The following is a 17,335-nucleotide window of genomic DNA, read 5'->3' as shown; positions in this document are numbered from 1 at the left end:
CACTTGCAATAGGTAAGTGCTATTTTTTAAAAAATCATCACACCTATGTTTTATTATATCTTATATCCTAAAATAAATAATACCAGTTTTAATACTTAATAATACTAAATTTATACCACAAAAAGCAGGAAAATTCAGCACCTTTACAGTCTAATCTTCCATCGATATAAAAAATAACATTTTTTGTTAGTTTTTATTCTCCGTTATTTTCATATAAAAAGGCAAATACCTTATCATGAATAACTTGTTCTTTTACTTGTTGATCAGACAATAATTTCGTTTCTTTTAATGTTTTCCCATCAATTCAAAATTGTTTTCCTAATTTCTCATATTGTTCATTAATTTCTTCTTCAGTTGCAATAATTTTTTCTTTTTGAACAACAGCATCAACAATAACGTTATTTTCTAACCGATTTTTAGCATCTTTAAATAGCTCATCAAAAATATCTTCTTCAGACATTCCTGTTCGTTTCTTATAAGTTTTGATATCCATTTGTTGTCCTTGTAATTTTTGCTCAAATTCATGTTTTAATTGATTTGTTTCTTTTCGAATAATTGACTCTGGTAAAGCAATCTTTGAATCCTTGGCAATTAAACGGAATAAGTGACCAATAAAATGATCATATTCTTGTTTGATTGATTGTTCATAAATATTATTTTTAACATGTGCTTCCAATATGACTAATGTATCAATTCCTTTTATATTAACGTCTTTTGCTAAATCGTCATTTAATGGTGGCAATACTTTTTCTTTAACCTCTTTAATATTTAATTTAAAAACAGCAGCAACTGAACGCAATTCTTCAACATGATAATCCTCAGGGAAAGTAAAATTAATTGATGTTTTTTGCCCAGCTTTGAAACCAATCATGGCATCTTCAAAACCTGGAATAAATTGATTGCTACCAATTTCTAAGGTAAAATCTGTTGCTTTGCCACCTTTAAATGGTTTTTCATCAACAAAACCTTCAAAATCAAAAATTACGGTATCACCTTTGGCAATTTTTCCTGGTACTTCTGATTCTCCTTTTTTTTCTGTTTTTGCTTTAAAAATGGCAAAACGATTACGAATTTGATTAATATTATCTTCAATATCTTTTTCTTTTATTTCAATTTTTGCTTTTTTTAAGTGCTTACCAGTAAAGCCAGTATATTTAATAATTTCAACTTTTGGTTTTAAATCAAATTCTAATTGTAGAATATATACTGCTCTACTAATTTTTTTAACACTTGCAACGGGAAAAGAAAATGGTTCAATATCTGATTTTTGATCAAACGCAAATTTATAGGCTTCATTAACAACTAAATGATGCGCTGCATCTAAAATTTTTTCTTCTGTTAAATGTTTCTTTAATAAATTAGCCGGCACTTTCCCCTTACGAAAACCAGGAACTTGTAATTGTTCTCCTGCTTTCTTTTGGGCCTTTTTAATATAATTGGATCATTCTGCTGTATCATCAATGGTTACATATCATCTTCCAATTCCTTTACTCTCGATTCTTTCAGCTCTAAATTTCATACTTTGCTCCTTAACTAATTATTGCACATAATTAATTATAGCAAAAAGAATGGGTTTAAATAACCTTTTTTTGCTAATTTTTATTTTGTTCCCCTAAAGGCACTTTTCAATCATAAATATTTTAAAGGTGTTTTTGGTCCAAATAAAGAACATATTTTTTCACTATTTCGTCTTGCACTTTAAATTGATCAGCCAACATTTGTAATGTTATATTTTCACCATACATCTGATGCCCTTGATATATAATCGCAATCGATAATTCTTTTGTTTCGTTATGTTCTAAAAAATAAGGATATAAATTATAATAATATGTTTCTAATAAATACAAACAAGTATGATATAAACTAGGGTTATCGTTATAAACTCATTGATCTAATAATTTCATAACAACTTTAACTTGGTCATTCTCTTTATATGGGATAATTTTGGTTGGATCTAAATTAAAAACACTATTTGTTTTTTGAACTTGAAATACCTCAGTAATTTCTTGTTTTTTTAAAAGATATAATAAATAAATTTTAGCAAAATCAGAAACCTTTTTATTAAGAAAATATTTACGAATGACTGGCAGAATTTGACGTAAATTTTGATCTTTTAAATATTGAAAAGCTAATAATTGTGTTTCTTCATCAGATGGATTTGCTAAAATAGCACTAATTTTTGCTAATGTTCAAACAGTCGTTTCGCTAGGTTTTTGTTCACGGATTTTTGCATTAACTTCTTGTGATAAGGTTGTTAATTTTTTTTCAATATGTTGTGGAACATACGACATCATTAATTCATCATTAATTTTCATAAAGGCTCCATCATAATCATTATTATTAATTAATTCCTTAATTTCATCAATTAACTCATCATAATAATTTAATGGTGTTTCCATTTAATAAGTCCTCCTGCCATGAATTTATCATTTATATTCATTATAACAATTTTAAAAACCTGAATTGTAAATATATTCTTTAATTTTGTCGAAAACTATTGATATTTTAATAAAACCCTGATTTTATTGGGTTTTTGATAAAATGTATTTCTTGCAAATATCTATATTTTATAAGGGTTTTTGACTTTATCAATAGTTTTCGACAAAATTAAAGAATATATTTACAATTCAGGAAAAATAAAGTTCTTTAATTACAAATAATTTTATTTTGTATTAACCTTTTTCCGTTTATTTGTTTCAGGAGTCATATTTGATTTAACACGACTAATAAAACTTTCTCGTAGTAATAGATTAACCTTGGGAACTAATAATCGTAAATGATTACGATATTCTGCCAAAATTAAATCGGAAGTGTAATAAAATATTAACAATAAAACTAAAACAACTGTGGCACAAATTGTTGAAATAATTGTCGTAATATTATCAATTTGAACAGCAAAATTATCCCGCAGAAGATATTGTTCTCCATAAATGTATTCTTTAAAGATTCCTACCTTTTTATCCCGGATCACATCATCCACAAACTTGATGATAAATTCAAAGCCAAACCATAGGAATTGGAATTGTGCAACAACTGGTTTATTCGTTGGCGAACGATACTTTCATTCACAGGTCATAGCAAATAAAATATTAAAACACATTGCAAAAGCTAAACCATTAATAACTTGTAATGCTAAGTAAGCTTCTGGGGAATGGTTAAAGGCCATAATACTGAAAAAAAGAAATCATAACAATAAACCTAACCCAAAACAATATTTAACACCAATTTTATTATAAAGTAAATGACACGCTAAATAAGCACCAAAAAACTGCGGAATTAAGAATAATTGCTCATTTAACCGGACAAATTGGTTAACTTTTAAAATATTATGGTATTTTTCCCATGTCCGTTGGCCCAACAATCAAATATAAATATTTGATTGTGATACTTCTTTTAAAATAATAATTAAAATTGCCATAAAGAAAATAATTAATACTTTTTTTCATTTAAAAGGTTCAAACATTTTTTGTTGTTCAATTGTAAATGGTGTTGAAGTAAACTCCTTATGGGAAAACATCGCATATAAAGTAGTCGCCACAGCCAAAGCTACAATGGCCCCCATTCCAATAATTGCAATTTGTAAATGATAAGATAAATTAGTTGCGGTGGTAATAACAATATTATTAAATTCACTACCAAAAACAAGGGCGAAAGTCATTAACGGTGCTACTAAACTAATTGTTTTAAATGAAAAAAACTTACGACCATAAGCCTCATTATACGATAAAAAATAACTAGATTTGGCAATAATTTCAAACCCGAGGAAAATAGCTGCAATAATTAGCGTTGGTAACGATGGATAAAAAATTAAAATAAAAATACCGATCATTGAAGCACCAAACATTGTATATTGAAAAAAATGACAACCAATTCGTGAAAAAATCTTATGTAGAAAGACATAAGGAATCATCGCTAAAAAAGCATACAAAGAAAGGTAAGTTGCCGCAATAATGGCAATGCCTTCCATATTATTAATTGATGCCGCGAAGAATAAATCACGAAACTCAAAATTATCACCAATAATGGCTGATAATGCAAATCAATATAAAAAGGTTTGAATAAAGAATGCTTTCTGACTAGTATGTTTGATTTTAATGTTTTTTATTAAAATTAAAACGTAAAGAACAAATAACAATAATAATATTAATGGATTAAATAAAAAAACATCTCAATTATCTTGTAACACCTAGGCACCCTCTTTCTGTCTTATAGATTATAACATAACTTAAATAATTACATCTGTTCAATAACATTAACCCCTAATAAATTAAAGGCATTTGATAAAACTTGATAAATTACTTTGATAAATACTAAGCGTTGTTTTGTTAATTCTAAGTTATCTAAATTAATAACTTTTGATTCATTATAATATGAATGGAATTGACTTGCAATACTTTGGACATAATCACAGATAAGATGTGGTTGGCACAATTTTGCGGCTCCTTCAATGCAATGATTAAATAGATCAATCTCATTTAAAAGATCTAATTCTTTTTGCGAAGTTAATAATTCAAAACTCGTCACATCATTAAAACTAATCTTGTTTTTTTTCGCTTGTTGCAAAACGCTATTACAACGAGCGGTGGCATATTGTGCATAATAAACCGGATTTTTCGAAGAATGCTCTTTTAAAATTCCAATATCTAAGTCCATATGACTTTGAGCACTTTTTGAAGCTAACATATAACGAATTGGATCAACGCCAATTTCTTCAATTAAATCAATTAACCAAACGGCTGTTCCTTTCCGTTTACTCATTTTATATTCAGCCCCGTCTTTAATTAGCCGCACCATTTGAATCATATCAATATCTAAAACATCTTTTTGATACCCTAATAACTGTAAACCAGCTAACATACGGACAATATAACCGTGATGATCACCACCCCAAAAGTTAACTAATTTATCCGCTTTGCTGCGTATTAAACGTTCATTGTGTGCTGATAAATCCGGGGTAATATAAGTTAAATCACCATTCGATTTAACTAAAACCCGATCTTTATCATCCCCAAAATTAGTTGTTTTTAATCATACTGCACCATCTTGTTCATAAGTTTTTCCTAATTTAGCATATTGCGCTAACATTGCATCAATTTTACCACCTTCATACATTGCCGCTTCTGAAGAATAATATTCAATATCAACGCGAAATAGTTTTAATTGGTTTTTAATTATATCTAAAAATAAATCAATTGATTTTTGGCGAAATATTTGGTGGACTTCGGGATCACTAATTTTATAATCTTTATCAAAAGTTAAATTAATAAATTTATCTTGATAATGATTAACAAAATATTGGGCAACATCATTATACATTTCACCACGATATGCTTCAGGAGGAAATTCAGTTTTCTTTCTTAATAAATTTAAATAACTAACAAAAACGGTCACAGCTAAAGTATTGATTTGATTACCAGCATCATTAACATAATATTCAGTTTGAACATGATAACCAGCTGCTCGTAAAATACGCGCAACACTATCCCCAATTGCCCCATTTCGGGCATGACCAATATGTAAGAAACCAGTTGGGTTCGCTGAAACAATTTCTAAATTATAAGTAAACTTTTTCGGAGCGGAATGCCCATATGTTGCTTGTAGTTTTAAAACATCATTAATAACTCGATGTAACTGTTCATCAGCTAGGGTAAAATTAATAAATCCGGCCCCAGCAATCTCAATTTTTTTAAAATATGATTTATTATCTTTTTCAATAAAAGCAATAATTTCCGCAGCAATTTTATTAGGATCCTTTTTTAAATCCTTTGCTAATAACAAGGCTAAATTGGATGATAAATGGCCAAATTCTTCTTGACGGGGCTTTTCAACCATCACTGGGATTATTAAATTACTGGCCTTTAGATATTCTTGTAAAAGATTTTCAATTAATTTAACATTCGTATTCATAATTATGCTTCCTTTCTTCTTCTTTATTTCCTGATTGATTGGAAAAACCTAGACTGCACCCAAAAAAGTAAGTATTAATAAAAAGGTTTACAAACTTTCATTTATTATATCTTTTTCTTTTTGGTTTGAATATCATTTATTTCATTTTTTAACATCATTAATATATTCATTATGAGATTTATAATTTTTATTATGGATTGTTCCTTTTTTAAGTAATGAATGAAAACTTTCAATAATAATGTTGTCTGCACAATGATAATTTTTACCCATTGAAATTATAATTTTGTTATCTAAACATTTAATATTATAATCTTTAGATGTATATTGATATCCGTGATCTGAATGAATTATTGTTTTATTTAGATCTTTTTTTATTTTTTTAATTTGCCAAATTGTAAAGTTAAGTGCAACTAAATTATCTTTCGCCAATCGAATATTTGGTTAGAAAAATAATTTAGTTGCACTTAACTTTACAATTTGGCTTGATAAAAAATACAATTTTTCTTTTATTTAATTGTAAAGTCATGAAGCTTTTTTAGTAATTCATACCTAACTTTGTAATAGTTTAAATCTCTTTTTTCAAATGATTCTTTTGGACCTTTATTGGTATTTAAAATTCCTTTCTTAAAATTTTAATACCATGAAGCAACAGTTTTTTTATTAATTGCATATTTTTTTGCAATAAAACTTATACTATTATTTTTAACCTCTTGTCCTATCCTTTTTCGAAAATCTGCTGTATATTTATTAAATTTTTGTCCTTTTCTTGCCATATAAAAATGCACCTCCTTTAAAAGTTTAGCAAAGACTTTTTTTCTTTACTTACTTTTTTGGGTGCAGTCTAAACCCCCTTTTTAGGACACTTTTTATATGGACTGTTGTTTTCTAAATTCAACAGGTGTTAAATAATTTAAACGACCGTGAATTCGAATATTGTTATATCAATCCACAAAGTCAAATAATTTGTATTTTAATTGGGTTAAATTTATAAATTTTTGCCCCTTGATAAATTCCGTTTTAAAACTTTTGTAAGTTGTTTCAGCCACAGCATTATCAGAAGGACAGCCTTTATTGCTTAATGATCGTTTGATGTTAAAAGTATTTAAGATATTATCAATGATTTTATTTTTAAATTCATTACCCCGGTCAGTATGAAATAACGTAATTTTATTTAATGGTCTTGTAATTGAATAAAAGGCTTTTTGTCCTAGTTGGGCTGTTTTGTTTGTCCCGGCACTATAGCCAATTATTTCACGATTAAACAAGTCAATTAATAAACAAATATAATGTCATTTAGCACCAACTTGAACATATGTTAAATCACTAACAACAACTTCATTTGGTTGTTTATTATTAAATTCATGGTTTAAAACGTTGCTAATTTCGTCGTTATTAACCATTGACTTATGATTACGATATTTTAATTTGGTGTATTTAGATACTAACTGATTTTTAATCATAATTTGGCGAATTTTTCTTCGCGATAAAATAATATCTTTTCTGGTTAAAATAGCTTTAATTTTACGAGCTCCATAAATTTTGCGACTAGCATTAAATGGACTGATAACTTCTTGTTCATAATTATTAACATCAACCGTAGCGTATTTGTTAATTTGATAGTAATATGTTGATTTTGCTATCTTTAATATTTGACCCATTTTTCGCACGGAATATTTTTCTTTATTATTGTTAATAATTTCTATTTTTTGCCGATTATCAGTGCCGCTTGCTTTAAAATGTCGTTTTCCATTCGTAATTGGATTAATTCTTTCCGCAAGGCAATCAAGTTCATTTTCTTCAGCAGTGCGGTTATCTTTTGCTTTAAAAGATCCAGAATTATTTAATTTTTCAATTCACTGATATACGGCTGATTTTGACATCCCATATTCCTTAAAAATTTCAAGAATGGTTTTACCATTTTGATAAAGTAAAACAATTTGTTTTTTAAATTCATCGGTATATGAATTTCTTCCCATTTTTATATTCCTACTTTCTTCATAATTATATTTTATTTGAAAGTCCACATAAATATGGTCCAACTTATTGTAACCTATCCAAAAGTTATAATTGCTGTTTTATGGTTTTTACCAACTATAGTATCTCCTTCTAGATGACCAAAGACATTTATTGCTTTAATATTTGGAAATTCAATATTACGTTCAATAATTGTTCGACAATTATTGACTTTTCCGCGGTTTTCTGTTTTATTATGTGGTTTATTTTTACCTTTTCGTAATAAATTTTCTTTATTAAAATTATAACGAGAAAAGTTAAACATATTATATAAAGTCTTTGAACAGATAAAATTTTTGGCAATATTCCTTATTATATTTGTAATAATATCTTGTGAGTAGTGTTCATAATTAACTAAATAATTAATAATTTCAAGGTAAATTTTATTTAATTTTTTTGTTTGCGGCCGGATTTTTTCTTGTTTTTATTACTATTTTCATAAATTTAAATTGGTGTTAAACCAGCAACCAACATTTTATAAATTCTATGGATAGTTGTTTTACTTTGATTTATTTCATAAGCTGTTTTTCTAATTGAATAATTAAAATTTTGATATTGTTGAATTGAAATTAATTTTTCTATTGTTTTTTTGATACGTTGTGTTATTTTTTCTTTTTTAAATTTGGATTTTAACACAATATTTTTATTTGTTTAACTTCCCCATTTAATTTTACAACTCAGGTATATATATTTTAAATATTTTTTATAATTACTTATCTTAATTACTTATCTTTTTTCTAATTTTACAATAATAGAATCCATCATTGTTATTTTCATAACCAAAAATTTGTTCGGTGGCAACAATTTCTAAATCATCATACTTTGCTAAAAAATTGCGGATCTGAACCGTATTCTCATACCCACCAAAAGTACAAGTTGAATAAACCAAGATTCCCCCTGGTTTTAATAATTCGTAAGCTTTTTCTAATAATTGTTCTTGAATTTCAACTAAATTGGCTAATTTTTGGTTAGTAAAAGTATGATATTTAATTTCCGGCTTACGCTTAATTACGCCTAACCCACTACAGGGGACATCACACAGAATTTTATCATATTGAATTTCGGTCTTAATTTCTCTGGCATCTAATAAATGCGGATAAATATTAGTAATCCCCAATCGCTGGGCATTCATTTTAATTAAATTAATTTTCTTTTCACTAATATCATATGCATGAATAATCCCCTTATTGTTCATTAATTGACTTAAATGGGTTGTTTTACCACCAGGTGCACTGCACATATCTAACACACGATCAGTCTCGTACGGATCTAACACTTCTGCAATCCGCATACTCATTTCATCTTGGACAAAAATTAAACCTTTCTGAAACATTTCTGAATTAACAACTGGTTTATCAGCAATAACACCAACTGGTGATACCAAACTCTTTGTTAATTTATAATTTGGATATTTTGTTAACAATTCATCCCGACTAATTTTTAGCGTATTAACGCGAAATGAAAGTTTTGGAATTGTCAAACTATCAACCATTACTTGCCGCGCAATATCTTCACTATATTCATTACGAAGAATTAAATATAATGCTGATGGAAAACTATATTTAATACTTAATTTTTTCATTTCATCAGAAACGTTAATTTCAAAAACACTATCTTCACTTTCAAAAATTTTCTTTAAAGTAGCATTAATAAAACCAGCACATTTTGAATTAACCATTTTCCCAATATTAACCGCTTCATTAACAATTGCGTAATTAGGAATTCGATCTAAAAACCGAAATTGATAAATACTCATTCATAAAAGAACTTGTAGTTTTTGATTTGTTTTATTAGCATTAATAAATTGATTAGCAATATATTCTAAATATAATTTATTTTTTAATGTTCCATACACAATTCGATAAATTAAAGTTTTATCTTGGTCACTAAAGTTATCATTTTGTTCAATTATGTTTGATAATAATTGATTACTAAACTTATTTTTTGCAAAGATTTTTCATAGAATATTCCAGGCTAATTCTCTTGTTTGCATTTCTTATTCCTTTATTCAAACTTATGACCGTTTAGCAATTTCTTTCTCTAAAATTGCTTTAATTTCTGTAACTGCTTGTTCAACTGTATTATTTACAACAACATAATTGTAATTACTTTGTAAGGGAAGTTCATCCGCTGCTTTTGTTAAACGTGCTTGTAGAACTTCCTCTGGCTCACTTTTTCGCCCACGGATGCGGTTTTCTAATTCTTCTAAACTCGGTGGAATTAAAAAAATTGAAACGGCATATGTGACTTTTTCTAATACTTGCGTTGCCCCTTGTATTTCAATTTCTAATAAAATATTTTTTCCAACATTAATTTGATCAAAACAATATGATTTTGGCGTTCCATAATAATTCCCAACAAAATCAGCATATTCTAATAGTTCATCATTTTTAATTGCCGCTTCAAATGTTGGCCGGTTAACAAAAAAATAATTTACCCCTTCAACTTCATCTTGCCTTTTTTCTCTTGTTGTCATTGAAACTGAATAAGCCAAATTTAATTCTTGATATTTAAAAAGTTCTTGGCATATTGTTCCTTTTCCGACTCCTGATGGGCCAGAAAAAATAATTAAAAAACCCTTTTTCTGCACATTAACTTTCTCCTTTTTCTAACCTTAAAATATACAAATACTTTTTACGATATGTTTTGCAACGTAACATAACTAAATTAAATTGATCAAATGATAACGCTTGATTTGATTCACAAACTATTATTCCATAGTTATCGATAATATTGTTATTCAATATTACAGTAATAATATCATAATAATATTGAATTTGCTCTTTAATTTTGCTTTAATTTTGTCGAAAACTCTTGATAAAATAAAAAAAATAATCAATATGACAATTTGAAAACGAATTTGGTGAAAGATTATTATTGTTCTTTAACTTTTTTAGATGTTAAAATATAATACCGTTGCTTGTTGGTTTGGTGTTAAACCTTTGTGTTGGTATTTTCATTTTCAGAGATTTAAATAATTTTGAATGTTAGTAAAACCTAAACCATGATAATGAATTAAGGATTCTTTAAGACTTGCTTGTAATTTACTAATTTTATTTAATTTTCGATAACTGGCATCAGGATTTGTCCTAGTTTTAGTGGCATATAAAGTAGAACTTGTTTGTTTTGCTACTAATAAATATAATGGTTGCATATCAGAAATAATAATGGAATTTTTGTTAATTAATTTTGTATTCATATTTTCAATAATTCACTGTTTTTGTAATCTTTTGGTATTAGTGGATTGAACAAAAATATTATTATTAGTATCAACCGCCATTTGAATACAACATTTACTGTTAGTGGAAAATGGATCAAGATGAGTTTTTCGTTTATCAAATTTATCTTTAAAATTACCTTTATGGATTTCTTTAATAAATGTTTCATCGATTTGTATTTGGCCATTTAATTTTTTAAATTTTAATTGAGTATTTTCTAATTGTTTTGATTGCATTAATTTTTGACGATTATATCAAGCTGTTTTGGGTGTTGTTTTAATAAAACGGGAAATTACTTTACTAGATTGTCCTAGCAATGAAATTTGAATTAATAAATTTCATTGTTCATAATTTAAATGACTTCAATAGACTTCTTGCGATACTAACAAAAATAAAAAAATTAAATTAAACTTTAAAATAATCATTTTTAAAAATTTTAATTGCTTTTTAAGCATAAATAATAAGGTATCGCAAGAAGCATAATGTTAGGAATGTAGTAAAAAATGATATAATAATTCAGGAAGTGGGTGGTTTCAATTATGCAGGATGGAATTTTTTTAATTAATAAACCAACAGGAAAAACGAGTCATCAAGTTATTCAAGAAATTAAACAAAAATTACAAATTAATAAAATTGGCCATGCCGGGACATTAGATCCATTAGCAACTGGCCTTTTAGTGGTCTTAGTGAATAATGCAACGAAAATGAGTGAATATTTGTTAACAGCTGATAAAGCTTATGATGTAGAAATGAAACTATTTATTGAAACAGATACTGGTGATATTACTGGTAATATTCTTAATGAAACAACGCTATTTAAAATTCAAAAAAAAATATTAAAAAAAGTTTTTAATGAATTCAATGGTTTCATGTATGAACAATATCCACCAAAATATTCAGCAATTAAAATTAATGGGAAGAAACTTTATGAATATGCTCGCGAAGATAAAGAAGTTGAAATTAAACCACGAACTGTCACAATTAAAGAAATTAAACTAAAAAAAAATGATGCACATAATCATACCATTAAATTTAGTGTATTGTGTACAAAAGGAACATATATTAGAAGTTTAGTTACTGATATTGCGGCAAAATTAAATACAATTGGGGCTGTTCAAAACTTATGTCGTACGCAATCAGGGAATTTTTTGTTATCAAAAGCAATTACTCTTGAAGAAGTAAATTTTAATGCATTAATATCAATGTATGATGCTTTATTTACGAATAATCAGCAATTGATGCTTCATCATAATGATGAAGAAATTCGACAAGGAAAGCCAATTGTTATTATTAACCATGCTGATCCAATTATTTTTATTATTGATAAAAATAAAAATGTTCTAGCAATTTATAAACATATTGGGAAACATGTTTATGCTTGCCAGCGGGTATTATGATCAAATGTTGAACCCTCTAAACAAGAAGAAAGCGAGAAAGGCGACCGTTATTAATGAAAACTTTACTATGAAATAAGCCAGCTTCTCAGGAACCAAAAATTGCTTGTTTAGGTTTGTTTGATGGTTTTCATCAAGACCATTTAAAATTAATTAATCGTTTAATGGAAATTAAAAACCAAGAACAACTTGCAGCCTTATTTTTTACAATGTCTCAAAGTGTTACTGATTTTTTACATCAAACAGATACGAAACTAATCTATAATGTTTCAAAACAACAAACTGCCGCCAAATTAGGTTTTGACTATTATTTGGAAGCACCACTAATAACTGAATTTATGAATTTATCAGCAAAACAATTTTTAACAATTTTAAAAAAACATTACAATGTCATAAAAGTTGTGATTGGTTCTGATTTTCGCTTTGGCAAAAATCGCGAAGGTGATTTTAATGATATTATTACTTTTTTTGGCCAAGAAAATGTTTATTTAATTCCACGACAAGATAATTTATTTTCTTCAACAACAATTCGGAATTTATTATTGCAGCATGATTTATCATCAGCAAACAAATTATTATATGAAGATTATCATTTACGTGGTGAAGTAAAACCGGGCAAAAATTTAGGCCGAACAATTAACTTTCCAACCGCTAATATTTATTTACTCCAAAAAGTAATTTTACCTTATGGTGTTTATGTAACAGAAACATTAGCTCAAGGAAAACTTTATTCATCAATGACGTCTTATAGATTATTTGAGGGAAAAGAAGTTATTGAAACATATTTACTTGATGTTAATCTCGACTTATATGGGCAAGAAATTATCGTTTATTTTAAAAAATATTTGCGACAAAATGTTAAAATTAATTGTTTAGCCGAATTAGTGTCTCTTTTAGAACAAGATTTAGCTAATACCCTTGATTTTTTTACTAATAAAGCATATTATTAATAAGGTTGTTATTTCGTTGATTTAAGATAACCCTTTCTTAAAATCTTTGATTTAACATGATTAAGCCACTAAATGAAGGGAGAAAATTACAATGGTTTCAAAAGTAAAAAAAGCAGAATTAGTGTCAAAATTTGGTAAAAATGCAAAAGATACTGGTGCAACAAAAGTTCAAATTGCAATTTTAACAGAAGATATTAATAATTTAACAGCACACTTGAAAGTCCATCAAAAAGATATTGTTTCAAGAAGAAGTTTATTACAAAAAGTAGCACAAAGAAAACATTTACTTGCTTACTTAACTAAAACTGACTTTAATGAATATAAAATCATCATTAAAGAATTAGGAATTAGAAAATAAAGTTTAAGAATTTTAAACTTTATTTTGTAAATTATCCTGAATTGTAAAATTAAATGGGGAAGTTAAACAAATAAAAATATTGTGTTAAAATCCAAATTTAAAAAAGAAGAAATAACACAACGTATCAAAAAAACAATAGAAAAATTAATTTCAATTCAACAATATCAAAATTTTAATTATTCAATTAGAAAAACAGCTTATGAAATAAATCAAAGTAAAACAACTATCCATAGAATTTATAAAATGTTGGTTGCTGGTTTAACACCAATTTAAATTTATGAAAATAGTAATAAAAACAAGAAAAAATCCGGCCGCAAACAAAAAAATTAAATAAAATTTACCTTGAAATTATTAATTATTTAGTTAATTATGAACACTACTCACAAGATATTATTACAAATATAATAAGGAATATTGCCAAAAATTTTATCTGTTCAAAGACTTTATATAATATGTTTAACTTTTCTCGTTATAATTTTAATAAAGAAAATTTATTACGAAAAGGTAAAAATAAACCACATAATAAAACAGAAAACCGCGGAAAAGTCAATAATTGTTCGACAATTATTGAACGTAATATTGAATTTCCAAACATTAAAGCAATAAATGTCTTTGGTCATCTAGAAGGAGATACTATAGTTGGTAAAAACCATAAAACAGCAATTATAACTTTTGGATAGGTTACAATAAGTTGGACCATATTTATGTGGACTTTCAAATAAAATATAATTATGAAGAAAGTAGGAATATAAAAATGGGAAGAAATTCATATACCGATGAATTTAAAAAACAAATTGTTTTACTTTATCAAAATGGTAAAACTAGACTGCACCCCGTTTAGTAAGTATTAATAAAAAGGTTTACAAACTTTTATTTATTATATCTTTTTCTTTTTGGTTTGAATATCATTTATTTCATTTTTTAACATCATTAATATATTCATTATGAGATTTATAATTTTTATTATGGATTGTTCCTTTTTTAAGTAATGAATGAAAACTTTCAATAATAATGTTGTCTGCACAATGATAATTTTTACCCATTGAAATTATAATTTTGTTATCTAAACATTTACTATTATAATCTTTAGATGTATATTGATATCCGTGATCTGAATGAATTATTGTTTTATTTAGATCTTTTTTTATTTTTTTAATTTTATTAATTGCAGCATTTAAATTATCAATTACAAGTTTGTTATTATTAAATTTTGATCATTTTACATCAATAATTTCTTTAGTATATCCATCAATTATTGTTGATTGATAATGTTTTTTACCATTTCAAATTAAATAAGTTACATCAGTAAATAAAATTGAAAATCTTTCTTTAATATCATTAAAATTACGATTTACTAAATCAGGATATTTAATTATATTTTTATTTCTATTTTGTTTTATTAATATTTTTCTACGCATACGCTTTACATATTCAGCTTGAATATTATTTTCTTTCATAATTCGTAATACTTTCTTAGCGTTATAAACAATGCCATAATCTTCTTTTAAATATTTGGTAATTCGACGATAACCAAATTGTTTTAAATTTTCTTCATAGACTTTTACAATATTCTTTAATGATTCGCTATCCTTACCAGTACTTGAATAATTTTTATATTTATCTCAATAACTACGCTTTAAATCTGTTACATCAAGTAATAAATTTAGTGGATATTTATTAAGGTTTTCTTTTATAAAAAATACAATTTTTCTTTTATTTAATTGTAAAAGTCATGAAGCTTTTTTAGTAATTCATACCTAACTTTGTAATAGTTTAAATCTCTTTTTTTAAATGATTCTTTTGGACCTTTATTGGTGTTTAAAATCCCTTTCTTAAAATTTTCATACCATGAAGCAACAGTTTTTTTATTAATTGCATATTTTTTTGCAATAAAACTTATACTATTATTTTTAACCTCTTGTCCTATCCTTTTTCGAAAATCTGCTGTATATTTATTAAATTTTTGTCCTTTTCTTGCCATATAAAAATGCACCTCCTTTAAAAGTTTAGCAAAGACTTTTTTTTCTTTACTTACTTTTTTGGGTGCAGTCTATAAAATATGAAAAAGGATAACTTTAAATTTCTTAATGATAAAGAATTATTACGATTAACAGGAATAAAACAAAATACTTTTAATAAAATGTTAGATATTTTAAAAGCTGAATTATACTTGCACTTACAAGTATAATTCAGCAATTAATAAGAGGTATAAATTCCTATTTGTATTTTTTCTTTATGAATTAATTTGCGATGATTATCATAGTATCGGAAGAAGTCTAATATAGTTATATCATTTAAAATAATTTTTGTAAAAATCTTCTTTAATTTTGTCGAAAACTCTTGATAAAGTCAAAAAAATCATCAATATGACAATTTGAAAACGAATTTGGTGGAAGATTATTATTGTTCTTTAACTTTTTTAGATGTTAAAATATAATACCGTTGCTTGTTGGTTTGGTGTTAAATCTTTATGTTGGTATTTTCATTTTCAGAGATTTAAATAATTTTGAATGTTAGTAAAACCTAAACCACGATAATGAACCAAGGCTTCTTTAAGACTTGCTTGTAATTTACTAATTTTATTTAATTTTCGATAACTGGCATCAGGATTTGTCCTAGTTTTAGTGGCATATAAAGTAGAACTTGTTTGTTTTGCTACTAATAAATATAATGGTTTCATATCAGAAATAATAATGGAATTTTTGTTAATTAATTTTGTATTCATATTTTCAATAATTCACTGTTTTTGTAATCGTTTGGTATTAGTGGATTGAACAAAAATATTATTATTAGTATCAACCGCCATTTGAATACAACATTTAGTGTTAGTGGAAAATGGATCAAGATGAGTTTTTCGTTTATCAAATTTATCTTTAAAATTACCTTTATGGATTTTTTTAATAAATGTTTCATCGATTTGTATTTGGCCATTTAATTTTTTAAGTTTTAATTGAATATTTTATAATTGTTTTGATGGCATTAATTTTTGACGATTATATCAAGCTGTTTTGGGTGTTGTTTTAATAAAACGGGAAATTACTTTACTAGATTGTCCTAGCAATGAAATTTATTAATTCAAATTTCATTGTTCATAATTTAAATGACTTCAATAAGTAAAATGATGACGAAAAGCATCAAAACTAGCCCGACATTTTTTGCATAAATATTTTTGTTTTCCTTCGGGATTATGGCCATTTTTAACACAATAATAAGATTTGCAATTAGGACATTTAATACCTTTATCTCTAAATTTTTGATCAATTTCATTTAAGCGTTTTTGTTTTTTGATTAATTCTGCTTCTTTTTTAACTTTTTCATAAAATTCTAAAAATTGATCATTTGTTAAACTATTTATTAATTCTGCAAGTATTTTTCCCATCAATTATTTACCTCTCTTTATATTAAAAATATACCTAATTTTAGATATATTTTATAAATATCAAGAGTTTTCGACAAAATTAAAGAAAACACTTATAAAATATAGAAATTTGTAAA

At 26.1% G+C, this 17,335-nt stretch carries 23 protein-coding genes and 1 pseudogene; 7 read left to right on the top strand and 17 right to left on the bottom strand.

Going from position 1 to position 17,335, the window contains the following annotated elements; genetic code table 4:
• Window positions 1–193 precede the first annotated feature (193 nt).
• From tig to ACQH23_RS04005, 12 genes are all read right to left on the bottom strand, one after another.
• Window positions 194–1,519 carry a trigger factor gene (tig, locus tag ACQH23_RS04060; RefSeq protein WP_425379016.1) on the bottom strand — a complete coding sequence of 442 codons (1,326 nt, stop codon included), beginning with the start codon at window positions 1,517–1,519 and terminating at the stop codon, window positions 194–196.
• A gap of 121 nt (window positions 1,520–1,640) precedes the next feature.
• Window positions 1,641–2,399, bottom strand: coding sequence for a DUF3196 family protein (locus ACQH23_RS04055; protein WP_425379015.1), 759 nt, complete (start codon window positions 2,397–2,399; stop codon window positions 1,641–1,643).
• A gap of 263 nt (window positions 2,400–2,662) precedes the next feature.
• Window positions 2,663–4,186 (bottom strand): hypothetical protein, encoded by a 1,524-nt coding sequence (locus tag ACQH23_RS04050; protein ID WP_425379014.1) that lies wholly within the window; start codon window positions 4,184–4,186, stop codon window positions 2,663–2,665.
• A 47-nt stretch (window positions 4,187–4,233) separates the two neighbouring features.
• On the bottom strand, window positions 4,234–5,907 hold the full coding sequence (gene argS, locus ACQH23_RS04045; protein WP_425379013.1) for an arginine--tRNA ligase: 1,674 nt from the start codon (window positions 5,905–5,907) through the stop codon (window positions 4,234–4,236).
• A gap of 87 nt (window positions 5,908–5,994) precedes the next feature.
• A complete protein-coding gene (locus ACQH23_RS04040; RefSeq protein ID WP_425379012.1) occupies window positions 5,995–6,336 on the bottom strand; it encodes a hypothetical protein in 342 nt (113 codons plus the stop codon).
• Window positions 6,337–6,539: 203 nt separating this feature from the next.
• Window positions 6,540–6,680 carry a hypothetical protein gene (locus tag ACQH23_RS04035; RefSeq protein ID WP_425378075.1) on the bottom strand — a complete coding sequence of 47 codons (141 nt, stop codon included), beginning with the start codon at window positions 6,678–6,680 and terminating at the stop codon, window positions 6,540–6,542.
• A 93-nt stretch (window positions 6,681–6,773) separates the two neighbouring features.
• The gene (locus tag ACQH23_RS04030) at window positions 6,774–7,883 is read right to left on the bottom strand and encodes an IS3 family transposase (RefSeq protein WP_425379011.1); all 1,110 of its coding nucleotides are present in this window, start codon (window positions 7,881–7,883) and stop codon (window positions 6,774–6,776) included.
• 74 nt (window positions 7,884–7,957) lie between these two features.
• Window positions 7,958–8,185, bottom strand: coding sequence for a hypothetical protein (locus tag ACQH23_RS04025; protein WP_425379010.1), 228 nt, complete (start codon window positions 8,183–8,185; stop codon window positions 7,958–7,960).
• Window positions 8,186–8,364: 179 nt separating this feature from the next.
• Complete coding sequence (locus tag ACQH23_RS04020; protein WP_425379009.1) at window positions 8,365–8,556, bottom strand: hypothetical protein; 192 nt, start codon at window positions 8,554–8,556, stop codon at window positions 8,365–8,367.
• An 82-nt stretch (window positions 8,557–8,638) separates the two neighbouring features.
• Complete coding sequence (rsmB, locus tag ACQH23_RS04015) at window positions 8,639–9,913, bottom strand: 16S rRNA (cytosine(967)-C(5))-methyltransferase RsmB (protein WP_425379008.1); 1,275 nt, start codon at window positions 9,911–9,913, stop codon at window positions 8,639–8,641.
• A gap of 21 nt (window positions 9,914–9,934) precedes the next feature.
• Window positions 9,935–10,510, bottom strand: a complete 576-nt coding sequence (gene gmk / locus ACQH23_RS04010; protein ID WP_425379007.1) for a guanylate kinase — start codon at window positions 10,508–10,510, stop codon at window positions 9,935–9,937.
• Window positions 10,511–10,813: 303 nt separating this feature from the next.
• Complete coding sequence (locus ACQH23_RS04005) at window positions 10,814–11,563, bottom strand: transposase (protein WP_425379006.1); 750 nt, start codon at window positions 11,561–11,563, stop codon at window positions 10,814–10,816.
• Window positions 11,564–11,677: 114 nt separating this feature from the next.
• Here ACQH23_RS04005 and truB point away from each other — a divergent pair, with 114 nt between their 5' ends.
• From truB to ACQH23_RS03975, 6 genes are all read left to right on the top strand, one after another.
• The gene (gene truB, locus ACQH23_RS04000) at window positions 11,678–12,589 is read left to right on the top strand and encodes a tRNA pseudouridine(55) synthase TruB (RefSeq protein WP_425379005.1); all 912 of its coding nucleotides are present in this window, start codon (window positions 11,678–11,680) and stop codon (window positions 12,587–12,589) included.
• A complete protein-coding gene (locus ACQH23_RS03995; RefSeq protein WP_425379004.1) occupies window positions 12,589–13,482 on the top strand; it encodes a riboflavin kinase in 894 nt (297 codons plus the stop codon). The genes truB and ACQH23_RS03995 overlap by 1 nt, the downstream gene beginning before the upstream one ends.
• Before the next feature lie 91 nt (window positions 13,483–13,573).
• Window positions 13,574–13,840, top strand: a complete 267-nt coding sequence (rpsO, locus tag ACQH23_RS03990; RefSeq protein WP_425379003.1) for a 30S ribosomal protein S15 — start codon at window positions 13,574–13,576, stop codon at window positions 13,838–13,840.
• An 81-nt stretch (window positions 13,841–13,921) separates the two neighbouring features.
• Window positions 13,922–14,113, top strand: a complete 192-nt coding sequence (locus tag ACQH23_RS03985; protein ID WP_425379002.1) for a hypothetical protein — start codon at window positions 13,922–13,924, stop codon at window positions 14,111–14,113.
• Between the two features lie 179 nt (window positions 14,114–14,292).
• The gene (locus tag ACQH23_RS03980; protein ID WP_425379001.1) at window positions 14,293–14,520 is read left to right on the top strand and encodes a hypothetical protein; all 228 of its coding nucleotides are present in this window, start codon (window positions 14,293–14,295) and stop codon (window positions 14,518–14,520) included.
• Between the two features lie 26 nt (window positions 14,521–14,546).
• Window positions 14,547–14,681: a hypothetical protein gene (locus ACQH23_RS03975; protein ID WP_425379000.1), complete on the top strand. Its 135-nt coding sequence runs from the start codon at window positions 14,547–14,549 to the stop codon at window positions 14,679–14,681.
• A 19-nt stretch (window positions 14,682–14,700) separates the two neighbouring features.
• Here the strand turns inward: ACQH23_RS03975 and ACQH23_RS03970 are convergent, their stop codons facing one another.
• From ACQH23_RS03970 to ACQH23_RS03960, 3 genes and pseudogenes are all read right to left on the bottom strand, one after another.
• Window positions 14,701–15,297: a DDE-type integrase/transposase/recombinase gene (locus ACQH23_RS03970; protein WP_425377849.1), complete on the bottom strand. Its 597-nt coding sequence runs from the start codon at window positions 15,295–15,297 to the stop codon at window positions 14,701–14,703.
• Window positions 15,298–15,318: 21 nt separating this feature from the next.
• Window positions 15,319–15,384: pseudogene (locus ACQH23_RS03965) on the bottom strand (hypothetical protein); the annotation flags it as partial.
• A gap of 173 nt (window positions 15,385–15,557) precedes the next feature.
• Window positions 15,558–15,821 (bottom strand): hypothetical protein, encoded by a 264-nt coding sequence (locus ACQH23_RS03960; RefSeq protein WP_425377850.1) that lies wholly within the window; start codon window positions 15,819–15,821, stop codon window positions 15,558–15,560.
• A gap of 78 nt (window positions 15,822–15,899) precedes the next feature.
• Here ACQH23_RS03960 and ACQH23_RS03955 point away from each other — a divergent pair, with 78 nt between their 5' ends.
• On the top strand, window positions 15,900–16,028 hold the full coding sequence (locus ACQH23_RS03955) for a hypothetical protein (protein ID WP_425378999.1): 129 nt from the start codon (window positions 15,900–15,902) through the stop codon (window positions 16,026–16,028).
• 231 nt (window positions 16,029–16,259) lie between these two features.
• Here ACQH23_RS03955 and ACQH23_RS03950 read toward each other — a convergent pair whose 3' ends face one another.
• Together ACQH23_RS03950 and ACQH23_RS03945 are read right to left on the bottom strand one after the other, a co-directional pair.
• The gene (locus tag ACQH23_RS03950) at window positions 16,260–16,733 is read right to left on the bottom strand and encodes a hypothetical protein (protein ID WP_425379306.1); all 474 of its coding nucleotides are present in this window, start codon (window positions 16,731–16,733) and stop codon (window positions 16,260–16,262) included.
• Window positions 16,734–16,910: 177 nt separating this feature from the next.
• Window positions 16,911–17,219, bottom strand: a complete 309-nt coding sequence (locus ACQH23_RS03945; protein WP_425378998.1) for an IS1/IS1595 family N-terminal zinc-binding domain-containing protein — start codon at window positions 17,217–17,219, stop codon at window positions 16,911–16,913.
• Window positions 17,220–17,335: the final 116 nt, after the last annotated feature.

Origin of the sequence: Spiroplasma endosymbiont of Polydrusus pterygomalis, from assembly GCF_964030635.1 — a bacterium.
Lineage (GTDB): Bacteria > Bacillota_I > Bacilli_A > Mycoplasmatales > Mycoplasmataceae > Spiroplasma.
The sequence above is the reverse complement of the archived record's forward strand: the minus strand, read 5'-3'. Positions and strand labels throughout refer to the sequence as shown.